The following is a 20894-nucleotide window of genomic DNA, read 5'->3' as shown; positions in this document are numbered from 1 at the left end:
AAACAAAAATTGTTTGTGGCTTGTCAGTGGTGATATAGGAAATTGAAAACATGGGAAATTTTGGCAGTTGGCTAATTAAGCTTGGGCAAAGTTGTTTACTAATCGGTCAAATCATCACCCATGTTTTGATCTATCGCCGCTTTCATTGGCGCAATACGATTGAGCAAATGTCGATAGTTGGCACAGAGTCACTGCTGATCACTTTAATTACGGCTTCCTTTGTTGGTGCTGTCTTCACAATTCAAGTGGCACGAGAATTTATTAACTTTGGCGCACAACAAGCGATCGGTGGGATTTTGGCGATCGCCTTAGCCCGTGAGTTAATCCCTGTATTGACAGCGGTAATTATCGCGGGGCGTGTGGGTTCAGCATTTGCTGCGGAAATTGGCACAATGCAAGTAACTGAACAAATTGATGCGCTCTACATGCTCCGCACAAATCCCGTTGATTATCTAGCAACACCACGTGCGATCGCTTGTTTGTTGATGCTACCTGTCCTCACAATTTTAGGTTTTTTAACAGGTATGGTAGGTGGCTTGTTTTTATCTCAAGCCATGTATGCGATTCCTCAGAGCATGTTTCTTAACTCTGTGCAGAATTTACTGAAGCCTTGGGATTTAATTGCGGCGCTAATCAAATCCAGTATTTTTGGAGTTTTGATTGCAGCGATCGGTACAACATGGGGCTTAACCACTACAGGTGGTGCAAAGGGTGTGGGTGAGTCCACTACTACCGCAGTTGTGACGGCATTACTGGCGATCTTTATCAGTAACTTCTTTTTGTCGTGGGCTTTCTTTCAAGGTATTGGCTCATCACTGACTGGCTCATAGTGCTTCAAGGGCAATAATGAAACAGTCGATAGATGCGCTTCAGTAATGCTGTACTTATCACAATGGCTTTAGCTACTTTCATAGGGCAAATTAACAGTAAAGCAACTACCTTCGCCGACTTTACTTTCAACACTTACTTGTCCCCCGTGAAGTTCAGCAAGTTTCTTGACCAAATTTAAACCTAACCCCGTACCTGCATACTGCCGACTGAGACTACTATCAATCTGCATAAAAGGCTGAAATAATTTATTGATATCATCTTGGGAAATACCAATACCAGTATCAGACACCAAAAAATGAATCTCAGTTTTAGAATGTTCTTGAAAATGTGCTTCGGTATTTACGGCTGTGTCACCTATGGCAACATTGACTAACTTGGCTTCTAGGGTGACATTCCCATTTTTAGGCGTAAATTTGACGGCATTACTCAACAAGTTAATTAGCAACTGACGCATTCGGCGCTCATCAATCTCGATCGCCTTTGGCATATTGTCATGAATTGTCAGATTTAATAGAATATTTTTTTGTAAAGCTTGGTGTTTGACAAAGCTAAGGCTACTCTCGCATAAATAGCGTACTGAGACTGATGTTATTTCTAGCGTAAACATTCCTGCTTCAATTTTGGCTACATCGAGAATATCGTTAATTAGTTCTAGAAGATGTTGACCACTTTTTTGAATCGTTTTTAATGAGTTTTGTTGTCGCTGATTAAGTTCACCAAAAACTTGCTCAAGTAAACCTTCAGAAATTCCTAAAATGGCATTGAGTGGAGTTCTTAGTTCATGGCTCATCGTGGCAAGAAATTCATCCTTAAGACGGGTAACTCGTTCTAGTTCTTTATTTGTGGCGAGAAGTTTTTCATTACTCAACTGGAGAGCTTCTTCGGCACGTTTACGATCGCTGATATTTCTTACTAAGACTAAAACTTCATCTTCACCACAGGGACTGATCCGCACTTCCTCATAAACCCATTCGCCATACTTTCGCAACTTATGCTCATAGATTTGTACCTCACCTATGGCGATCGCCTTATTAAAAACAGCCAATTGTTCCGCAAGAACTGACGGCGCTAGAATTTCAGAAATATTTTGCTTGATTGGGATGAAAGCTTCCTTATCGGGAAAAATTGGCATCATACAATCTAGACAAGTCCCATCTAGTTTCAGCCGCAGTAATAAATCGGGAATCGCATTGAGTATCTGTTGTTTGCGAGTTTCACTTTCGGCAAGATCGAGGGTTCTTTGTTCAATTCTAATTTCTAATTCTTGATTGAGTTTAGATAGTTCCTGCTGTGTATTTTTCAGTTCATTAATATTTTGAATTAGCGCAATATCATACATCGGTTGATTTTGGGGATCTCGAACCATAGAAACACTCATTAATCCCCAAATAAATTGCCCATTTTTATGACGAAAGCGTTTCTCGATATGAAAACTATCAATCTCATTGTTAAGTAGTTTCTGATAGTGATAAAGATCGAGATCGAGATCATCAGGATGGGTGATTTCCTGAAACGTCAACACTTGTAGTTCCGTCTCTGTATATCCCAACATGTGGCATAAAGATTGGTTGACAGCAATATGTTTTCCATCAAGTGCAGCTAATGATATTCCTACCGCCGCACTGTCAAATACGCTTCTAAATCGCATTTCTGATTCGCGTAAAGCTTCTTCGGAGCGCTTGCGATCGCTAATATTCCGAATAATTGTCAAAACTTCTTGTTCATTGACTTTTACAATTTGCACCTCTTCATATTGTATTTTCCCCTTAATATTCCATTGCTGCTCAAAGGACTGAATCTCTCCAGTGGCGATCGCTTGTCTGAGTAAGTGCAATTTGCGATCGGCTAATTCTTTAGGCAAAACATCGGAAAGATGCTTGCTAATCGGATCAAGATCTGATGGTAGTAAATCCGTAACATAACTACTGGAGAAGCATTCCAAATAAATACCATCAATACTCAAGCGATAGATTAGATCGGGAATTGCCGTTAAAACTGCACGTTTTTGGGCTTCTACATTCGCTAAAGTATCTTCGGTTAGCTTGCTCTTGGCAAAGAGAATACTTTCCTTCGTCGCTACTCCGATGATGTTGCCAGAGTCATCAATTACAGGTAGATGGCGACGTTGAGAATACTGCAAGATCTGGAGCATTGAATCCAAATCTTGAATTTGCGATCGCTTAATCACCATTGGGCGATCTGAAATAGCATTAATCACCTGTAAAGATGGCAGATCTACCTGCTTCTGCACTAGCTGCAATACGTCCCGTTCAGAAAAAACTCCGATTAACCTTTGCTCATCAACCACCACAACATAGCTTGCCCTAGCCGCTAGCAATATATGGTCACAGGGCTGTATAGATTCAGCCTCAATCCTTTGATTCATCAAATTAATTGCGTCTAATACAGATCTGTTTGGAGCAATTATGAGGGGGCAATGATCGATGGCTAGGTCAAGATAAATGCTGTTTTGTACTAGCATTGGTTTAGTCGTTAATTTATTTAAGAGCTTGTTTAGAATGTCGGTCGATTATGACCTTGTTGTAATTGGGATGAGCGCGTCTGCTCATAAATTAGTTAACCTTGCGGCTCAGCGTAAAGCTAGAGTTGCGTGGGTCTGGAATCAAGCAAATGACTCTTATCTAAATATTGCTCAGAATATTGCTCAGATTAATTATATTTTACAGTTATTAAAAACTAAGGTAGGGGATCGCCCAAAACCTGAGCGTTTAAAACTGTCTGCACAGCAAATCCCATCAATTATCCATAATTTTTGTCACGAGGAAATACAAGAGATATTGCAAAAAAATGGGGTTGATGTGATTGTTGGGGCATGTAAGTTTCAGAGCCAAGCAAAAAATTCATATATTTTAGAAGTTAGTGAAACTTCCCTTTCAGCATTATCCCACGATACTTCTCAGCGCTGCCTCAGTTCACGAGCCTATGCGATCGCCTATGACACCCCAACACCACTACGGAAAATCTTTGGACTTGCTGACCATAATTACATAACCGCACATCAGCTATTACATTTACAAGATTTACCAAACTCGATCGCCGTTTTAGGTGACGACCCCGATACTTGTGCGATCGCCCAAACCCTAAACTTTCTGGGTGTACATACAAGCTTAATTACCAATAGCAGCCATGTTTTACCAAATATTGATGTGGCGATCGCCCGTACTTTACAAGCCCAACTAGAAGCGGAAGGGGTGGAAGTATATACGTCAATGCAAGTAACGGCGGTAAGCAAGGCCGAGCAAGATCGTTCCAGAATTTGGCTAAATAACACAACTATAGATTGCGATCGCCTTTTAGTAACCTCAGCACCAAAAGAGTTTGACTATCCAAGCGATCGTCATATTTATCAATGTCGTAATGATCAAGATATCGCCAAGATTTTAAACCAGACCCTACAAACTAGTTTTTGGCGATCCGCATCTATGCCAACAGTTCCAGAAATTACTAATGTATCTACAACACCGCCACTCGTTCAGATTGGCATGACCGAAGTATTGGCAAGACTGAAGTATAAGCAAGTTTACGTTTTGGATAGCTATGCTGAGAATGGGTTATGTAAAATTATTTGCGATCGCCAAGGACAAATTCTTGGCGCAAGTATGTTTGGCGATCGTGCTCGGTTAGTGATAGAGGCAATCGCGATCGCTATGCAAGGCAAAGTCAAAATCCAAGATATTGGTGTCTTACAAGAGTTACGGATTACTGAGCAATGGACTGAACTTCATCGCAATCATGCCCAACTAGCCAAACTCAAAGACTGGTTTAATTTTCGCCGTGATTGGAACCTGTAATCCCAAAATACAAAATGGCTACGCCATTTTGTATTTTGGGATTATTCGGCACAAAGCGAACCAGATTTTTGAAGGCACGGCTTCGCCGCGCCTTCAAAAATCTTTAGGGCGAAGCCCTTACATGTTCTGTAATCTTTGCAGTATGGAGCCTTCAGGCACAGCCTGAATAATCGCGGTAATAAGCGTTTTTGCACCAAGCTTTCCAGAAGCGCGACTCTGTTCAATATCAGTAATGAGGCTCTTAAATAGAAACAACAAACTTAAGCCTAAACCAATAATTTGAACATAGCGTGTAACTTCGTTATTGATTCCCAAACCTCCTGACATACAGGCGATCGCTACAGTCAAAAATAACCATAAATACTTCTTCTGACTCGGATATCTACCAATCGCCCAAATCACAAATAAGCCCGTAATCCCACCACTAATCAAACCATCAACCCATCGCAAAGGAGATATTAGTACAGCGATCGCCTCTATGATAAATACTAGAGAGGCGATCGCTGTTGATGCTTGTAATCTTTGGACATATCTCTGTGTAACCGTGTTTTGAATTTCTAACAGCGATCGCAACACATTTACTGCTAGCAGTTCTTTTCCTTCAGTATTCAGCAACTCCAGAATTCTCTCTTTTAAAGCTTGGACATCAGGTTTTGGTTGTTCCCAAATCTCTTGACTATCGCGCCCATCACTATATTGGATGCGTACCTTAACAGGCTTTGGTTCTACCGATGTTAAGACAATCTCTTGGGGTGAGATCAGTTTACGCATTTCAACATTCTGCAATGCTTGATGAATTGCGACGCGATCGCACTCAGGATAAAGGTCAGTTTTATTGAAAACCAATAAAACTGGCTTATAGGTTTTTTGAAGATTGGCGATCGCTTCTTGTTCTAGTCGCGTCATATCCCCCGCAATCACAAACAAGATTAAATCCGCTTGTTTCGCTGCTTCTAGGGCGATTGCTCCCCGCACTTCACCACCCACCTCATCAATACCCTGAGTATCAATTAATCGCAATTGAATTTTCTTTCTCCCCTCTCCTTTTGGGAGAGGGGTTGGGGGTGAGAGAATATCCCACGCATACACAGCAATATCCTTAGTGATTCCGTGAATCGCTCCTGTTTCACTCAACTTCTGCCCAAGCAAGGCATTAATTAAAGATGATTTCCCCCGTGACACCATGCCAAAAACTGCGATCGCGATCGCGCATTTATCTAGCTTCTCTTCAAGGAATGATATCTCTGCTAGCTCAGATTCCTTTAATTCTTGATTGAATAAATTGCGATAAGTAATTAGGCGATCGCGCACCTGTTGGAGATAATCTTGCATGAAAAAGCTAACCCAGAATATCACTCAAGTTAATCTCAATTTCTGGTATCACGCCACTTTTAATCACCATATCCCCAGTATAGATAGACTCATCATAAAAACCTTCAACCCAAGACAGCAGCGTAATCTGGCTACGCACAGGATCAACAATCCAATATTCTGCTATCCCTCGTGCTGCATACTCGGAACGCTTAAAACGATAGTCCCTTGCTTCATTTTCATGACCAGCCGACACCACCTCGATTACCACTAATGGCGGTGGCATATCATGGGTAATTGTTCCTCTGTTCGTAGTTTCTAGAGCCGCTCGACATTCTTCCCCCAAAATGATCAGATCAGGTATTCTGACTCTTGCTCGACGACCACTTACCTCAATCGAAACCTCCTTGTAGGCTAACAAGTGAGGAGGAATAAATTTACCTAAAGCAAAAAACAGTCGTCTTGATACATCAGAGTTAAAAATTGATTCGGGGGGCATCGCAACTAATTCTCCATCCTCTAGCTCATAGCAAACTTCGCTGCCGTCATCATAGGCATAGTATTCTTCGTAGGATAGATACTTGACTTGGGGACTCGCGGCTTGAACCATAAATGTTATTCCATTCGCTGATTACATATTATAGCTGTCGCCATTCTTGTTAGGACATAAAACCCAAATAGTGTGAGGCGGCGCGAAGCGCCGCCTCACACTATTTGGGTTTTGAATCACAAAAAAGAAGATTCGCATTGCGAATCTTCTTTTTTTAGACGTTAACTAGTTCCTTCATTGGTGCAGCGAGAGCTTCTTCCAATGGTGCGCGTCCAAGACGCTCCTCTAGAATATCCATCACTGTGCGCCCGAAGTCATCATCATCACGCTTCCATGCTTCCAAACAGACTTCACCAAAGAAAGAACCAAGCGGCTCAGGATTCCAGAGTAATTTCTTGGCTGTCCAAGGCATCATGCTCATAGGATTGTAGTCAGGTTTGAGAATGTTATTTTTGAAGGCGTAGTCTTCCAAATGTGTATGGGGTTGTAAGCCAATGAAGAAGATGGCAGGTTCCACTTTGTCGGCTCCAAAAATTGCCTCCAGTTCGCGGTGATAGGCGATCGTCTGGCGAATTGTCTCTAGGGTTTCATCAATAACATTGAAGGAATAGTTAACCGATACCAACTCATTAAAACCTGCGGCTTTGAGATCACGACAATTTTGTAAAACAGACTTGAGGTTATAGCCCATTCGCATTTTGCGAACAAGCTCCTGCGAACCGCTAGTGATGCCGATCTCAAAATAGCTCATGCCTGTCTCCACCATTAACTGACAGAGGTAAGGTGTGAGATTGTCCGCACGAATATAGGCAGCCCAATGGATGTCAGTCATACCCGATGCTTTGACTTTTTCTAATAATTCAACGGCATCATCAATGAATTTTTTGGCAGGAATAAACTGAGCATCGGTGAACCAAAAATTGCGAACACCGCGATCGTAAAGTGTCCGCATTTCCTTGATCACTTCATCGGTAGGATTGATCCGAACTTGCTTGCCTTCGATGACGGTGTAAATGCAGTAACAACAGTTATGGGGACAGCCGCGCTTAGTTTGGACACCAATATAAAAGTCGCGATCGCGGAAATAGTAATTAAAATCTTCCCAAATCGATTCGATGTATTCGTAATCGCAAGCACTTTTTTCAATTGGTGCAGGTTGCTCGTGGATTAATCTTTCACGGGGCTTGGTTTCACCGACCACATAGCAGCGATCGCTTTCAATTTCTCGCCCTTGGACTAAGCGCTCCAGTAATGATTCGCCTTCACCTACAGAAATAATCGTCCCCTTTGGCAAAATATTTCCTAGCTGTTCATAGAACACACTGACCGCACCGCCACCGATAACGGTTCGAGCCTCGGGATGATAACGTCTCGCACGAGCCAATCCGCGTCTGATTAACTGCGAATTGCGCCAAAGTTCGGTGTAGTAAGAGGTAAATAGACGCAGCCCATTCACGGCTCCCCGTAATTTCTTGAAAGGATTTTTGGCATAGTAAAACTCAAAGGCATTTTGCAGAGGATTACCGCCGCGTCCGCCCACAGGTGCATAAATCTGAATATCGCGCCACGAGAATACTAATAAATTTGGTTGAAACTTGTCGATCGCTCGATCCAGCGCCCCATAAAAATCAAGGGGTGGCACAGTACCTAAATCAAAAATATTTTGCTGCACATTGGGCGCAATCTTATGAATGTGATCGGACAAATAAACTACACCAATCGGGAAAATCGGGTTGCATGGTAGGCGGATGTAGAGAATGCGATCGCAGCCCACAGATACACCAGATCGATCTCTCGTTAAATCAATGGGATTTTTTATAAACTCAGTGGTGGACATAGGATTTTATCTTTGATCTAAGTTTTTTCTTATTGTTCTTATTATTTGTTGGAGATTTCACCACAATTTCCACCTTGGAAAATTGGAGAATATTCATCGCTAGGTCTTTACATATCTTAATTATATTCACTTTACGACTAGTTCGGTAATCATGGGGATCAACAAAGTGGGGATCAAATTAGCGATCGCCGAATTAGTAGTTGGTAGTAGTGTTTACAATCGTTAGTTAGCCTTGAGTGTTAGTTTTATGTACGAGCAAAATGGCAAGATTAGTATTCTTGTTAATTTTAAAGAGATCGGCAGGGTCTGTTTGACTTGATTAAGGATATTTTTGGATCTATGACTAATCTAGGTTAGTTTGATGTTCAAAAATCTTGTTAATTTTTGCTTAAATAACTTTATATAAAAAATACTATGTCCATATTTGATCCATTACCTGCTGATTTGCAAGACAAAATAATTGTCTGCTCCTATGTAAATGCCACTAGCAAAATCCAAATAGCGCGGATTACTAATGTCCCCCAGTGGTATTTCGAGCGGGTTGTGTTCCCTGGTCAAAATCTCATCTTTGAAGCGATCGCCTCGGCTCATGTTGAGATTCATACAGGCATGATGGCAAGCTCCATACTTTCGGATACAATTCCCTGTGTCCAATTACAGGTAGAAGAAGCTAGCTCCACCTTACCAAGCTGGGTTCCGATCAAGTCACTTGACGACAACCCCCTTGATGATCCTTCGGTGCTGCTAAATCTGCCTGAACCCGAAGTAGTCTCCTAACGATGGATTTTCTATCCCTCCAGTTTTCTCAGTTTTTGGCTGGCATAAAAATGGATTTTTTATCCCTTGATTATGCTCAATTCCTGATTGTCACAACGATTGTTTATTGGCTCTTACCAAATGTGCAAGCACGCTTGTTAGTTATTTTGACAGCAAGCTTAATGTTTTATTCATTTATTCAGAGGCAATATGTTTGGCTGTTGCTAGTGATGTTGGCAGTTAATTTCTGGCTAGGAGGAGAAATTCGCAAAGGAGATAAATTCCTGAAGCAGTGGCTGCTGTTTGTGGGGATATTTTTTAATGTGCTACTGCTATTTGGGTTTAAGTACATTCCTTTTGTCGCAACGGCGATCGGCAATATTACGGGTTTACCAGTGGGGAGTTCGCTAGCAATCTGGGCGAAGGCAAACATCGTACCGCCGATCACCCTTAGTTTTTTTGTGTTTGAGTTAATTGCTTATCTGATCGATACCTATCGCGGTAATAGCCCCGCCAAGGATTTTCTCCACTTTGCCGCTTATAAGTTATTTTTTGCCAAACTTCTATCTGGTCCCATTACCCGCTATCAAGAATTTGCACCGCAACTAGTCACGCGATCGCGTCCCGTCTTACCTGATATCGCTGAAGGTATCTGGCTATTTGCCTGTGGAGCCGTCAAAAAAGGGATCATCGCCGACAATATGGCGCGACTGGTCGATCTCACTTTTCGGAATACTGAACGTGCAGGCAGTGTGGAGCTATGGCTAGCTTTATTTGCCTATGGTATTCAGATTTATTGTGACTTTAGCGGCTATATCGATATGGCGAGAGGTAGCGCTTTGTTACTTGGTTTTAAGCTACCTCAAAATTTTGATTTCCCCTATTTCTCTGCGAGCATCTCTGATTTTTGGCGACGTTGGCACATGACCCTCGGCGCATGGATGAGAAATTATCTCTATATCCCCCTCGGTGGTTCTAGGGGTGGGCTTTGGCGCACTTGCCTAAATTTGATGATTATTATGCTCGTTGTAGGCATTTGGCACGGCGCAAACTGGGGCTTCATTATTTGGGGTGTCTGGCATGGTGCGGCGCTAGTAGTCCATCGCCTCTGGATGGAGGTTTGCAGCGTATTTGAAGGGTTACATAAAATCTGGAAACCTATACCAATGCAGATTTTGGCAATTGTGATCACGCAGTTAGTGGTCTTTTTAGGCTGGATTCCCTTCCGTTTGCCAAATTTAGCCGATACCAATATGTTTTTACAAAGGCTTTGGGGCTACGAGAGCGATCCTCAGTTTGGCGTAAAAATCTATGTGGAATCCCTTGGTATTACGGTGGGGCAAATCTCGTTATTAATGTTTGCGATAGTTCTGTTGTCACTGATTGCCTATCGCTGCGATCGCGCCAAGTGGCAATTAAATTGGCAAGTAAAGTTATTCCTAGTCCCCGTTAGCCTTTTTCTAGTTAGCATCCTCAGTCCCGATAAGAAATTACCCTTTATCTACTTTGATTTTTAGATTGCGAAGGGATGCAAAAACTCCAAAACACTTAAACTGAAATAAAAGTTGCTTCGTCGTTTGACTGATTTAAAATGAGATACTTAAATGTCTGTTATTTAATAAATCTTATGATGTGTTGATAAAAATATGGGTGAACTACTAACTAAACAACCACTCGTAGAGGCTCTTTGCGAGTTAAAGTTTAGTCCCTCAGATAAGTGGGACACAGATATCCCTGAACTTTTTTATAACCAAGTAAAAGATGAATTCCCAGAGTATACAACACTTAATCCAGTTAGTTTTCAGGTTGCTGTTGGGGGGCAAACTATTGATATGCCAGAGCAAACTAAAGCATTGTCAAGATTGCAAATTAGGAATAAAGACAACTCTGTAGTAGTACAAATTGGTGCAGACTTATTAGTAGTAAATCATCTGCAACCATATACAAGTTGGGAAAGTTTTAAAGATTTAATACTTAGGATGGGTAGTAAGTATGTCGAACTGATTGGAGAAGTCAAACTTGAGAGGGTGGGACTTCGTTATATCAATCATATTTCTCCTCCCGAAGGTCGATTTGATATTGAGCAATTCTTATCAGTTTTTCCTATATTGCCTAGCCCTTTAAATCTTGACTTAGCTGGTTTTAGCCAAGTTTATGAATTTCAGCATGTACAACCCAAAGCAATTTTGAAACACCAAACAGGGGTTGTTCAAAGGGTTGATGGTAAGCTAGTGTTACTACTAGATTTAGACTTTATTTCTCAAAAAATTGAGTCTATTGAGTCCAGTGATAAAATGTTTGATCTATCTAGTTGGCTTCAAAATTGGCTTAATGAAGCGCATGATTGTGTTGAAAACGCTTTTATCGCATCTCTCAATCCAGACTATTATGAGTCTCTAAGATAGGAGTTAAGTATGTTTACTGAAGACGTAGCTATTAATGCTCTCTCTAGATCAAAATTTAGTGGTGGAGATACAGCAATATCAAAATTAAACTCAGCTGAGAAAAATGTTTCTATTCAAGTTCATCAGGCTGAGTTTGATTGGATCACTAATATTAATGCTTTTCAGCGATTAAAGCATCTTATTACTCTTAAAGATAACTGGGATGGATATGGGGCAGCAGGTTTTAGCAGACAACATATTCAAAGAGCTTTAGATTTATTTGCAGTGACTCAATGCTATTTTAATGCTCATAATTTGAGATTCTCTCTCTTATCGCCTTTTATTGCTCCTTGCTCAGATGGGGCAATTCTATTTGAGTGGTGTGGTAGGAGGTTCCCTGATCGACAGTTAGAGATATTTATACCTGTGGACTTGGAACAACCTTTTGAATATCTAAAAAGCGATCACGAAAGTGATGAGGATGGCAATTTTACAGATGTAGATTTTGTAATTTCTCTGCTTGAATGGCTAATGGAAACAGGGGTTGAATGAGCGCCAACTATCAAGTACAACCTGCTGACAAGCTTTTTAGGTGGTTACATCCAGGACAGTTTAAGTGGGATGAGATGCGCCCAACTTCAGCAGCTTTTCGAGACAATTATATGTCTGTTGATATAGCTGAGCTTACTAATTTAGACGAAAGCTATAAACGGGCAAAAAAAGCGCGAAAGGATGCTGTTGTATCTTTTAAGGCACAATTGGCTTTTGAATTAAAGCAAAAGGTTAACCACTGTCCAACGCAAATATGTGAACTGGCTAATGAAGGTGTATGTGTAGTAGATGCTGGGTGTCGTGCATATCAAGCCGATGTATCTTCAAAAAAGTTAGTGTGCACCAATTCTGCTCATGGATGTGTTGTTGGAAATAAGACAGGTTCAGTTAGTAAGCATTTTACGAAGAATTGTGATGTGGAAATATTACCACCTGAGCCAATCTAGAACTAATCTCTGCTTTCTAAGTTCTCTTACTCCTAAATTCTCAGCATCTCTCTTTTGCCCTTTCATAAGCTAAATCATGCTCAGCAAAACTAATCACCTGCACTCGTTTCGGCGTAGGTGATTCATACACCCGATACACCAAACGATAGTAAACACCTCTATAGTCAATCTCCAAGGCTCGATAACGTCTCAAATCACCCCGTAAGTCATGGCTCGGCACTCCCTGCGTTTGCACTGGATCGATCGCCAAAATAAACTGATATTTAGCGAGATCGTCCCGTAGAAACTCAGGTAACAGAGGTAAATCTTCAACACCCACTAGCGGATGTAACGTAACCCTATACTTCGGCTTTTTTGTAACCACGCTTCATCAACCATTCATTTAAAGCCTCTTCATCGATCTCATCATCCTCATGGACAACCGTGATCCACATAGACTCATCATCCTCATCCGCTAAACGGGCGATCGCCTTAGCCTCCGCCGACTGGGGCGCAAGCTCCGCGCCCAACGCTTGATAAACCTGCCATTTCTGATCTTTGGACAAAGTTTGAATCAGAGCCAGCAAACTCGCAAACGACACTTGAGCATTAATAGACAACAAAGCCGACTCCTGCGACTGCTCAGGTACTTGCTCAGCACTTACGGGCTTTTCAGTTAACTGCATAGATTTTCATCCTAAATATCATGAGATTGGCAATCGTCTAACTCGATAACGTTCATCGGTAACCACCACAATAGCCCCTGTCTTCAACTCATCAGCACATTCAGCAATAATGCTTTGTAGCTTGTCCCAAACAAATTTCGGTGATGTATTTTTCAAGCGAAATATAACAACACTTGGCAAATTTTCCTTACTAGCCGCCATCAAATCACCAAAATCAAGATCAAAAGTTAAAACAATTCGCTCTTCTAATCTTGCCTTGTCTAGAATTAACGCATCAGGTAGACGTTGCAAACCCTGATCTCGCAGGTGAACGGCATCATAGCCTAACGATTGAAGCGATCGCACTACTGTTTGCGAAACGCCCATATCGGCAATAAACCTCATGCACTAATCCCCGCAAAACTACGCACCTCTTCATTTGCTAAAAAGGCAGCATACAAAAGACTTGCCCTAATATCTTCAGGCTCAAGATCTGGATATTCTTCTAATATTTCGGTAGTTGTCAAACCATTAGCAATCAGACTCAACACAAGCGACACAGTAACCCGCATTCCTCGAATGCAAGCCCGACCGCCCATAATTTTTGAATCAAACGTGATTCGAGTTAGCAGTTCATTCATATATTTAACTCTCCAATAATTGCTCTAACTCTTGCACCTCAGCCGCTATAAAAGATTCTAGCTTGAGCATCCGTCCCGTCGTCACCTCTGGCAACTCGTAAAACACCTCATCCTGCTCCACCACTCGATAGCGACTAGCAGACAGATCATACTTATTTGATTTGACCAAAGCCCAATCTACACAAAACTGACGATTGAGGCGATTGATTTCATTTTGCAAAGGCGCAATTTTTTCTTTCAGTATTCCTAGTTAGCATCCTCAGTCCCGATAACAAACTCTCCTTCATCTACTTCCTACATGCAGGGTTTGGCTCTGTGAGCCTAGCCTGCAAAATTATCTTTTTGTCCGCGAATTCTGGCAAATACGCGATCGGGAATCTCAATACCCGCCGATCGCTGAATAGCAGGAAAATCCCAGCGCATAAAAGGATTAGTCCGCTTTTCTAGTCCAATCGTAGTTGGCACAGTTGACTCGCCTCTTTGACGCATCGCCGTGGCTGTTGTCATCCGTTCTTGTAAATCCAGATTATCTTGATCCACAGTTAGAGCAAACTTGAGATTGCCAAGGGTGTACTCATGGGCGCACCAAACACGCGTATCATCTGGCAGTTGACGCAATTGTGACAATGAGGCAAGCATCTCCGCAGGAGTCCCTTCAAACAGCCTGCCACAGCCGCCAGCAAACAAAGTATCACCACAGAACAATTCACCACCTTGATCGCCACTTGGCTCAAAATAATAGGCTATATGAGCGTAGGTATGACCAGGTACAAAAAATACTTGCGCTTCCCGATCGCCAAAAGTCACGCGATCGCCGCCTTTTAAAAATACTTGCTGATGGGGAATGCGATCGCGATCTTTTTCACCACCATAAACAATTGCCTTGGGAAACTTTTCTATTAGCGCCTTATTCCCACCCACATGATCGCCATGGTGATGAGTATTAAAAATCGCTACCAAAGTTGCCCCTAACTCTTCTATTTTGGCGAGTACAGGTTCAGGAACAGCAGGATCAACCACTGCCGCAGTGTTGCTAACAGGATCATGCAAAACAAAAACGTAATTGTCACTTAAAACGGCTAGACGGTAGATATTCATAAATTAGGTTCCTGCGATTTAGTTTTATGTAGAGTGGATTTGCCGCAAGACATAAAACTGGTTCTTTATAATTATTTGGATTGTAGTAGGGCGATCGCGGCCTCTAGACGCGAAGGATAATTTTTAGCAAATTCCTCAAACCATAAGCCTTCACCACCCAATGGATCGAGCTTTTTTACCCATTCAGTTGCAGTTTTGACGATCGCCTCTTGCTCTTCAGCTTTTTGGCGATCGCTAATTTGCTGTAAATCGCGATCGATCGCAGGTGAAGGCTGGCTTGGTAACGCTTCAGGCGTTACCTGCGGAAATGTGTAATCAGGCGTATAGGTTTGCGAATGACTTTGTGAATTATTACGCAAATCATTTAACAAACTATCCAGTGAGTTAGGGGCTGGGATACTCGTTTGACTGGGTAAAGACGGAGTTGCGATCGGCTCTTCCTGATCCTGTTTATTAGCATTCGGCTCTTTATTTGGATCTTTATATTTACCCTGAAGATCGGAAAGAATGGATTCAAGAGATTCCATTTGGTTTGTATTTTTGTATTTATTTATAAAATTTGCTTGTACTTAATTCTGCTTTTGAGTGGCGCGGCGAAGCCGCGCTACTCAAAAAATCACCTAATCATTACTGATGTTACGTGGAAGGAATTCTTGCGATGGCGTAAGTCTAGGGCTGGCACGGGGGCGCAGCCCCTACAAGATCTAAAATTTACAGGTAGGGGCAATCCCCCCGTGGTTGCCCTGTTATGCTAGCAACAAGAGGTTCATTATCTGAGTTCCACGTAACATCAATCATTAATCGCGCTCAATAACACTTCTGCCAAGGTCATATCTTCCATATCACTAAGTGTAATCGTGTCCACAATGTCAAAATTTGCACCGATACTCTGCAATTTGTCATCTAGCGCCTTCAGAAAATCAGTAGCACTAGCATCGGAACCAACTTGGATAAACGAGATGGCTAACTCTGCATCAGAATTCATCTTCTTTGTGGCTTCGATGATGACTTCAAACACAGAACGGCGATCGTCTGGTTCGCCATCGGTAATCACTAAAATTGTTTCCCCAGTTTTCGCTTGACCAGCCTTTTTGCGCTGAAAGAATTGATTAATCGCATCTTGGAGAACAGCAGTGAGATTAGTCCCACCCATCGGATCATTTTCTTGGAAAATTTGCTCAACCTTCGCTGCTGAAACATTATCGAACCGCTTAAACTTTCCTGAAAATAAATATACCGTAATCCCATCTGGATCTAACTGATCGCATTTACGCGCAAGGGCAAGCGTCGATTCCTTGACAATTTCCCATCGACTTTTGTTAGTGCCTCTGTCAGTATTTGACATGCTTCCACTTTTATCGATGATCAGGGTATAGTCGCGCTTGTCTAGCATATACAACTCCTTAGCAAGAATGTGAACTAGTTTAGATTATATCTGAATATTACTCACCTTACACAGAGCAACAAATCCCAAGAAAACCTTTAAAAGTGTTGCAAAGCAACACTTTTAAAGGTTTTCTTGGTTTGGGTTTAAGCGCAAAGCACTTTAAATGATTGACCATTGATTATGATAGAGATCTATTTTGATCCTTTCCTCAATACTTGCTAAGCTCATGGCTCTGTTTGATATTCGTACCCCTTGGTCTCCCACTGCCGACCAACCCAAAGCGATCGCCCAGTTATTTGATGGATTACAAAAAGGACTCCGTTATCAGACATTGTTGGGGGCAACGGGGACAGGCAAAACCATGACCGTAGCCAATGCGATCGCCAAATATCAAAAGCCCACTTTGGTGTTAGCCCATAACAAGACCTTGGCGGCACAGCTATGTAATGAATTGCGCGAATTCTTTCCCAATAATGCAGTCGAATACTTCATCAGTTATTACGATTACTACCAACCAGAAGCCTACATTCCTGTTACCGATACTTATATTGAGAAGACAGCCTCAATTAATGATGAAATCGATATGTTGCGCCACTCGGCTACGCGATCGCTTTTCGAGCGCAAGGATGTGATTGTGGTCGCATCTGTAAGCTGTATCTACGGTTTGGGGATTCCCGAAGAATATCTTAAGGCTTCGATTCCGTTAGGGGTGGGTGTGGAATATGACCAGAGAGAATTGCTAAAAGCATTGACCAATGTACAGTACGAACGTAATGATATTGAGCTAGGTCGTGGTAAGTTTCGGGTAAAAGGGGACATTCTAGAAATTGGTCCCGCCTATGAAGATCGCACCATTCGCGTAGAATTTTTTGGTGATGAAATCGAAGCAATTCGCTATGTTGATCCTGTGACGGGTGAGATTTTGCAAAGTTTGGAAGCACTGAATATCTATCCTGCACGTCACTTTGTCACCCCAGCCGATCGCTTAGAAATTGCCTGTGCAGAGATCAAAGAAGAACTAGAAGCGCGACTTGAAGAGTTAACCAATGCAGGAAAATTACTTGAAGCTCAACGTTTAGAGCAACGCACCAAATATGATTTGGAACTGTTGCAAGAAGTCGGCTTTTGTAATGGAGTCGAAAACTATTCGCGGCATTTAGCAGGTCGTCAAGCTGGAGAGTCTCCCGCCTGTTTGGTGGATTATTTCCCCAAGGATGATTGGTTGCTGGTTGTTGATGAGTCTCATGTTTCCATTCCGCAAATCAGGGGCATGTATAACGGCGATCGGGCTAGGAAGATGACGCTGATCGATCATGGTTTTCGCCTACCGAGTGCGGCGGATAATCGTCCATTAAAGGCTGATGAATTTTGGGGCATGGTCAAACAATGTATTTTTGTGTCAGCAACCCCTGGGGATTGGGAAATGGAAGTTTCTGAGCAAGTTGTCGAACAGATCATCAGACCGACAGGCGTTGTCGATCCAGAGATATTTGTGCGTCCAACGGAAGGGCAAGTCGATGATCTCTATCATGAGATCCAAGAAAGGGTCAAGCGGAAGGAGCGGGTGTTAATTACCACTCTAACTAAGAAAATGGCTGAGGACTTGACCACATATTTCCAAGAGCGAAATCTTGCCGTGCGTTATCTCCATTCAGATATTAAATCAATTGAACGGATTGAAATTCTCCAAGATTTACGCAGAGGAACTTTTGATGTGTTGATTGGAGTAAACCTACTGCGTGAAGGTTTAGATTTACCCGAAGTTTCACTAGTAGCAATTTTGGATGCAGATAAAGAAGGATTTTTAAGAGCCGAGCGATCGCTGATTCAGACTATCGGACGGGCGGCGCGAAATATTGGCGGACAGGTGATTATGTATGCCGATCGCATGACTAACAGTATGGAGAAAGCAATTTCGGAAACGGAGCGTCGTCGCCGTATTCAGATTAAACATAATGAAGACAATCAGATTACCCCAACATCGATTGTGAAATCCATTGAAGGTAACGCAATTCTCGACTTTCTATCTGTGTCGCGTCGCCTCAATGAGCGTCAGCTTGAGTATGTGGTAAATAATGCCAAGGAAATTTCACTAGATGACATTCCTTCAATCATTGAGCAATTGGAAGTGCAAATGAAAGATGCGGCAAAGAAACAAGAATTTGAGCAAGCCGCTGCTTTTCGCGACAAGATTAAGTCTTTACGCGATCGCCTACTGGGTAAAGCATAAATCTAGAAAATTTAAGATAATATTTAGGAACAAATGCAGGTGCATCCACAAGTAAAACACTAAGATAAACACAAATTCGATGCGTATTTTATCCCGTAGCACTTTGCGAGATTTTTGGGGATCTCACCCTGATGTTGAAGAAGCTTTAAAAACTTGGTATTACGAAGCATCTCATGCTAATTGGCAAAGCCCAGCCGCCATAAAAGCTAATCTTAGTATTCTCATAGAGGTAAATATATGCAATTACGTCCTATTAGGAATGAAGCAGACTATCAACAAGTTTTACAAGAGTTTGAATCTTCATTTGATGCTGCTCCTGATACCCCTGAATGCGATCGCTTAGATATTTTCAGTACCTTAGCTGAAGCCTATGAAAGATTACATTTTCCTATAGAAATTCCTGATCCGATTGAGGCAATTCAATACTATATGGATACTCGTGGTTGGACACAACATGATTTAGATGCTTGTCTTGGCGATCGCGCTAGATCGGTTGATGTATTATCTCGTAAGTTTTCTCTAACTCTAGAAATGATTAGAAAGTTAAACCGAGAGCTAGGAATTCCCGCAGAAGACATTACTTTTGACCACAAATTTTGAGGATTTCTACCTTTTAGAATAAGATTTCGGTTTATAGTTATTTTTAGTATTTATTCTTGGAGCTTTTGCGGTGAGCGAGTCCTTAGTTGAAGTCACTTTTGCGCTAGACGATCCCAATTTGGATGACTACGAACGCCAAGAGTTCACCAAGAAATTATTGAAGCAACTCCGAGAACAGGGTGATGCGGAGAGCCTAGAATGCACTGTTGATCTTGGCTCTGAAGTTGGTAGTAAAGGCGGTATTGATAAACTGGTTGGAGCATTGACGACTGAGGTTAAGTTCGACAAAGTGATCAGCTTTTTTGGTTTTGTCGGTGAGAAATTTGCGGAAAAGCCGATTGAAGTCCATGTGAAAATTGGCGATCGCGAAGTGACGATTAAAGGCACTGGCGAAAAGGCGATCGCTCAAGCCAAACAGGCGGCTATTGATTTGCAAGCTGCTCTGCGTGGGGATGTTGCTAATGGCTAAGAAGGCTCTACTGATTGGCGTAAGTCAGTATGAGGCGGGTTTGCCACCCCTTGCGGCTGCACCAAAGGATGTGGCGGCGATGGAGCGCGTGTTGAAAAGTCCTGAGCTTGGGGCTTTTGATGAGGTCGAGACGCTGATCGATCCTGATTTAGAAAAAATGCAAACAGCGATCGATCGCTTGTTTCAAAGCTGTCAAAAGGGTGATTTGGGTTTGCTTTATTTTTCGGGGCATGGGATTACCGATGATAGCGATCGCCTATATTTGGCAACGCGCCGCACGGGTAAGGATACGTTTCGATCTACGGCGGTATCGGCGAGTTTTATTCAGGGGATCATGCGCGATCGTGGCTATCAACGTCAGCATGTTTTGATTTTGGACTGTTGCTATAGTGGCGCGTTTGCGGAGGGTTGGCTGGCGAAGAGTGCAGATATCAATCTGAAGCCACAGCTTGAGGTGGAGGGGAGTGTGGTGTTGACTTCTTCGACTTCGACTCAAAAATCCTATGAGGATAAGGAGGGGGAACTGTCGCTCTATACAAATTACATTGTGCAGGGGATTGAGTCGGGGGCGGCGGAGTCTGATGGCGATGGAATGATCTCGGCGGATGAGTTGCATGAGTATGCTAAGCGGCATGTGCAGTCGGCTAAGCCTGCGATGAAGCCTGAGATTTATGGAATTAGACAGGGGATTAAGATTCGTCTTGCTAGGGCAAGGGTTGACGCGAAGTTAGAGTATCGACGTTTGGTGGAGAGATATGCTGAGAATGGCGAAATATCTTTTGTGGGTCAGGATATTTTGGAGGTTCAGCGCGAGAGGTGGGGTTTGTCAGATGAGGTGGCTATTGCGATCGAGAATGAGGTCTTAGAGCCAGATCGTAAGCGACTAAAAAATCTTGCTCGCTATCAAAAAAGTCTTGAAAGAGTTGTTAAGCAGGGCTTGCCACTGTCTAACAAAATACTTGGACAGCTTAAAGATTTGCAAGATATCTTGGGCTTGAGAGATGAAGATATTAGTTCTATTCACAATCAATTTCTGTCTGTTAATGTAGCCCCAAATCCTCAATTAACGTCAGTTGCTAAATCTTTCGCAGTCCAAGAAGAACCTTTAATAGTTAGTCCACCAAAGCAACCAGATTCTTTTCTCAAATTCGATCTTAAGAATGGCATCAATTTAGAGATGGTCTATGTCCCTAGCGGCAAATTTGTCATGGGTTCTCTGCTATACTTTAAACGGGTATAATCTGAGCTTTTTTGAGATTTTGGAAACGGAGAGTGAGTAGCGATAGCAGTTCTTTTTTATGGTTAATATGAGCGTTCTCAATACATGAAGAAATAGCATCCTGAAA

The 20894-nt window shown here is 42.2% G+C and carries 23 protein-coding genes; 11 read left to right on the top strand and 12 right to left on the bottom strand.

The window, feature by feature from the left end:
• Positions 1-50: 50 nt before the first annotated feature.
• The gene (locus VB775_RS20515) at positions 51-830 is read left to right on the top strand and encodes an MlaE family lipid ABC transporter permease subunit (RefSeq protein WP_281008608.1); all 780 of its coding nucleotides are present in this window, start codon (positions 51-53) and stop codon (positions 828-830) included.
• Positions 831-898: 68 nt separating this feature from the next.
• Here VB775_RS20515 and VB775_RS20510 read toward each other — a convergent pair whose 3' ends face one another.
• Positions 899-3313, bottom strand: coding sequence for a PAS domain S-box protein (locus VB775_RS20510; RefSeq protein WP_281008607.1), 2415 nt, complete (start codon positions 3311-3313; stop codon positions 899-901).
• Here VB775_RS20510 and VB775_RS20505 point away from each other — a divergent pair.
• A complete protein-coding gene (locus VB775_RS20505) occupies positions 3294-4643 on the top strand; it encodes an FAD-dependent oxidoreductase (protein ID WP_281008606.1) in 1350 nt (449 codons plus the stop codon). The genes VB775_RS20510 and VB775_RS20505 overlap by 20 nt on opposite strands.
• 117 nt (positions 4644-4760) lie before the next feature.
• Here the strand turns inward: VB775_RS20505 and VB775_RS20500 are convergent, their stop codons facing one another.
• The 3 genes from VB775_RS20500 to VB775_RS20490 all read right to left on the bottom strand — a co-directional run bounded on the left by VB775_RS20500 (position 4761) and on the right by VB775_RS20490 (position 8341).
• Positions 4761-5975: an Era-like GTP-binding protein gene (locus tag VB775_RS20500; protein WP_281008605.1), complete on the bottom strand. Its 1215-nt coding sequence runs from the start codon at positions 5973-5975 to the stop codon at positions 4761-4763.
• 7 nt (positions 5976-5982) lie between these two features.
• Positions 5983-6564: a Uma2 family endonuclease gene (locus tag VB775_RS20495; protein ID WP_281008604.1), complete on the bottom strand. Its 582-nt coding sequence runs from the start codon at positions 6562-6564 to the stop codon at positions 5983-5985.
• Between the two features lie 154 nt (positions 6565-6718).
• Positions 6719-8341 carry a photosystem II high light acclimation radical SAM protein gene (locus VB775_RS20490; protein ID WP_281008603.1) on the bottom strand — a complete coding sequence of 541 codons (1623 nt, stop codon included), beginning with the start codon at positions 8339-8341 and terminating at the stop codon, positions 6719-6721.
• A 414-nt stretch (positions 8342-8755) separates the two neighbouring features.
• On the opposite strand from VB775_RS20490, the gene VB775_RS20485 reads away from it, so the two are divergent.
• The 5 genes from VB775_RS20485 to VB775_RS20465 all read left to right on the top strand — a co-directional run bounded on the left by VB775_RS20485 (position 8756) and on the right by VB775_RS20465 (position 12479).
• Positions 8756-9118 carry a DUF1830 domain-containing protein gene (locus VB775_RS20485; RefSeq protein WP_281008602.1) on the top strand — a complete coding sequence of 121 codons (363 nt, stop codon included), beginning with the start codon at positions 8756-8758 and terminating at the stop codon, positions 9116-9118.
• A gap of 2 nt (positions 9119-9120) precedes the next feature.
• A complete protein-coding gene (locus tag VB775_RS20480; protein ID WP_281008601.1) occupies positions 9121-10614 on the top strand; it encodes an MBOAT family O-acyltransferase in 1494 nt (497 codons plus the stop codon).
• A gap of 129 nt (positions 10615-10743) precedes the next feature.
• Positions 10744-11502, top strand: coding sequence for a TIGR04255 family protein (locus VB775_RS20475; RefSeq protein ID WP_281008600.1), 759 nt, complete (start codon positions 10744-10746; stop codon positions 11500-11502).
• A gap of 9 nt (positions 11503-11511) precedes the next feature.
• Entirely contained in the window at positions 11512-12033 is a 522-nt protein-coding gene (locus VB775_RS20470) for a hypothetical protein (RefSeq protein ID WP_281008599.1), read from the top strand.
• Positions 12030-12479, top strand: a complete 450-nt coding sequence (locus VB775_RS20465; RefSeq protein ID WP_281008598.1) for a hypothetical protein — start codon at positions 12030-12032, stop codon at positions 12477-12479. The genes VB775_RS20470 and VB775_RS20465 overlap by 4 nt, the downstream gene beginning before the upstream one ends.
• Before the next feature lie 40 nt (positions 12480-12519).
• Here the strand turns inward: VB775_RS20465 and VB775_RS20460 are convergent, their stop codons facing one another.
• The 8 genes from VB775_RS20460 to VB775_RS20425 all read right to left on the bottom strand — a co-directional run bounded on the left by VB775_RS20460 (position 12520) and on the right by VB775_RS20425 (position 16255).
• Positions 12520-12843: a hypothetical protein gene (locus VB775_RS20460; protein ID WP_323216925.1), complete on the bottom strand. Its 324-nt coding sequence runs from the start codon at positions 12841-12843 to the stop codon at positions 12520-12522.
• Positions 12818-13144 (bottom strand): hypothetical protein, encoded by a 327-nt coding sequence (locus VB775_RS20455; RefSeq protein WP_281008596.1) that lies wholly within the window; start codon positions 13142-13144, stop codon positions 12818-12820. Before VB775_RS20455 ends, VB775_RS20460 begins: the two co-directional genes overlap by 26 nt.
• An 18-nt stretch (positions 13145-13162) precedes the next feature.
• Positions 13163-13528, bottom strand: a complete 366-nt coding sequence (locus VB775_RS20450; RefSeq protein WP_281008595.1) for a DUF5615 family PIN-like protein — start codon at positions 13526-13528, stop codon at positions 13163-13165.
• A complete protein-coding gene (locus VB775_RS20445; RefSeq protein WP_281008594.1) occupies positions 13525-13764 on the bottom strand; it encodes a DUF433 domain-containing protein in 240 nt (79 codons plus the stop codon). The genes VB775_RS20450 and VB775_RS20445 overlap by 4 nt, the downstream gene beginning before the upstream one ends.
• 4 nt (positions 13765-13768) lie before the next feature.
• Positions 13769-13984, bottom strand: a complete 216-nt coding sequence (locus tag VB775_RS20440) for a hypothetical protein (protein ID WP_281008593.1) — start codon at positions 13982-13984, stop codon at positions 13769-13771.
• 101 nt (positions 13985-14085) lie between these two features.
• Positions 14086-14862 carry a hydroxyacylglutathione hydrolase gene (gene gloB, locus VB775_RS20435; protein WP_281008592.1) on the bottom strand — a complete coding sequence of 259 codons (777 nt, stop codon included), beginning with the start codon at positions 14860-14862 and terminating at the stop codon, positions 14086-14088.
• A 71-nt stretch (positions 14863-14933) separates the two neighbouring features.
• The gene (locus VB775_RS20430; protein ID WP_281008591.1) at positions 14934-15389 is read right to left on the bottom strand and encodes a salt stress protein, Slr1339 family; all 456 of its coding nucleotides are present in this window, start codon (positions 15387-15389) and stop codon (positions 14934-14936) included.
• Between the two features lie 263 nt (positions 15390-15652).
• Positions 15653-16255 (bottom strand): vWA domain-containing protein, encoded by a 603-nt coding sequence (locus VB775_RS20425; RefSeq protein ID WP_281008590.1) that lies wholly within the window; start codon positions 16253-16255, stop codon positions 15653-15655.
• A gap of 220 nt (positions 16256-16475) precedes the next feature.
• Here VB775_RS20425 and uvrB point away from each other — a divergent pair, with 220 nt between their 5' ends.
• The 4 genes from uvrB to VB775_RS20405 all read left to right on the top strand — a co-directional run bounded on the left by uvrB (position 16476) and on the right by VB775_RS20405 (position 20788).
• Entirely contained in the window at positions 16476-18479 is a 2004-nt protein-coding gene (gene uvrB / locus VB775_RS20420; protein ID WP_281008589.1) for an excinuclease ABC subunit UvrB, read from the top strand.
• A 237-nt stretch (positions 18480-18716) separates the two neighbouring features.
• A complete protein-coding gene (locus tag VB775_RS20415; RefSeq protein WP_281008588.1) occupies positions 18717-19079 on the top strand; it encodes a helix-turn-helix domain-containing protein in 363 nt (120 codons plus the stop codon).
• Positions 19080-19149: 70 nt separating this feature from the next.
• Positions 19150-19548, top strand: coding sequence for a hypothetical protein (locus VB775_RS20410; RefSeq protein ID WP_281008587.1), 399 nt, complete (start codon positions 19150-19152; stop codon positions 19546-19548).
• The gene (locus VB775_RS20405; protein ID WP_281008586.1) at positions 19541-20788 is read left to right on the top strand and encodes a caspase family protein; all 1248 of its coding nucleotides are present in this window, start codon (positions 19541-19543) and stop codon (positions 20786-20788) included. The genes VB775_RS20410 and VB775_RS20405 overlap by 8 nt, the downstream gene beginning before the upstream one ends.
• Positions 20789-20894: the final 106 nt, after the last annotated feature.

The organism is Pseudanabaena sp. CCNP1317, assembly GCF_034931345.1.
GTDB classification, from domain to species: Bacteria; Cyanobacteriota; Cyanobacteriia; order Pseudanabaenales; family Pseudanabaenaceae; genus Pseudanabaena; species Pseudanabaena galeata.
Note: the sequence above shows the minus strand (reverse complement) of the source record. Positions and strands in the feature narration are given on the sequence as shown.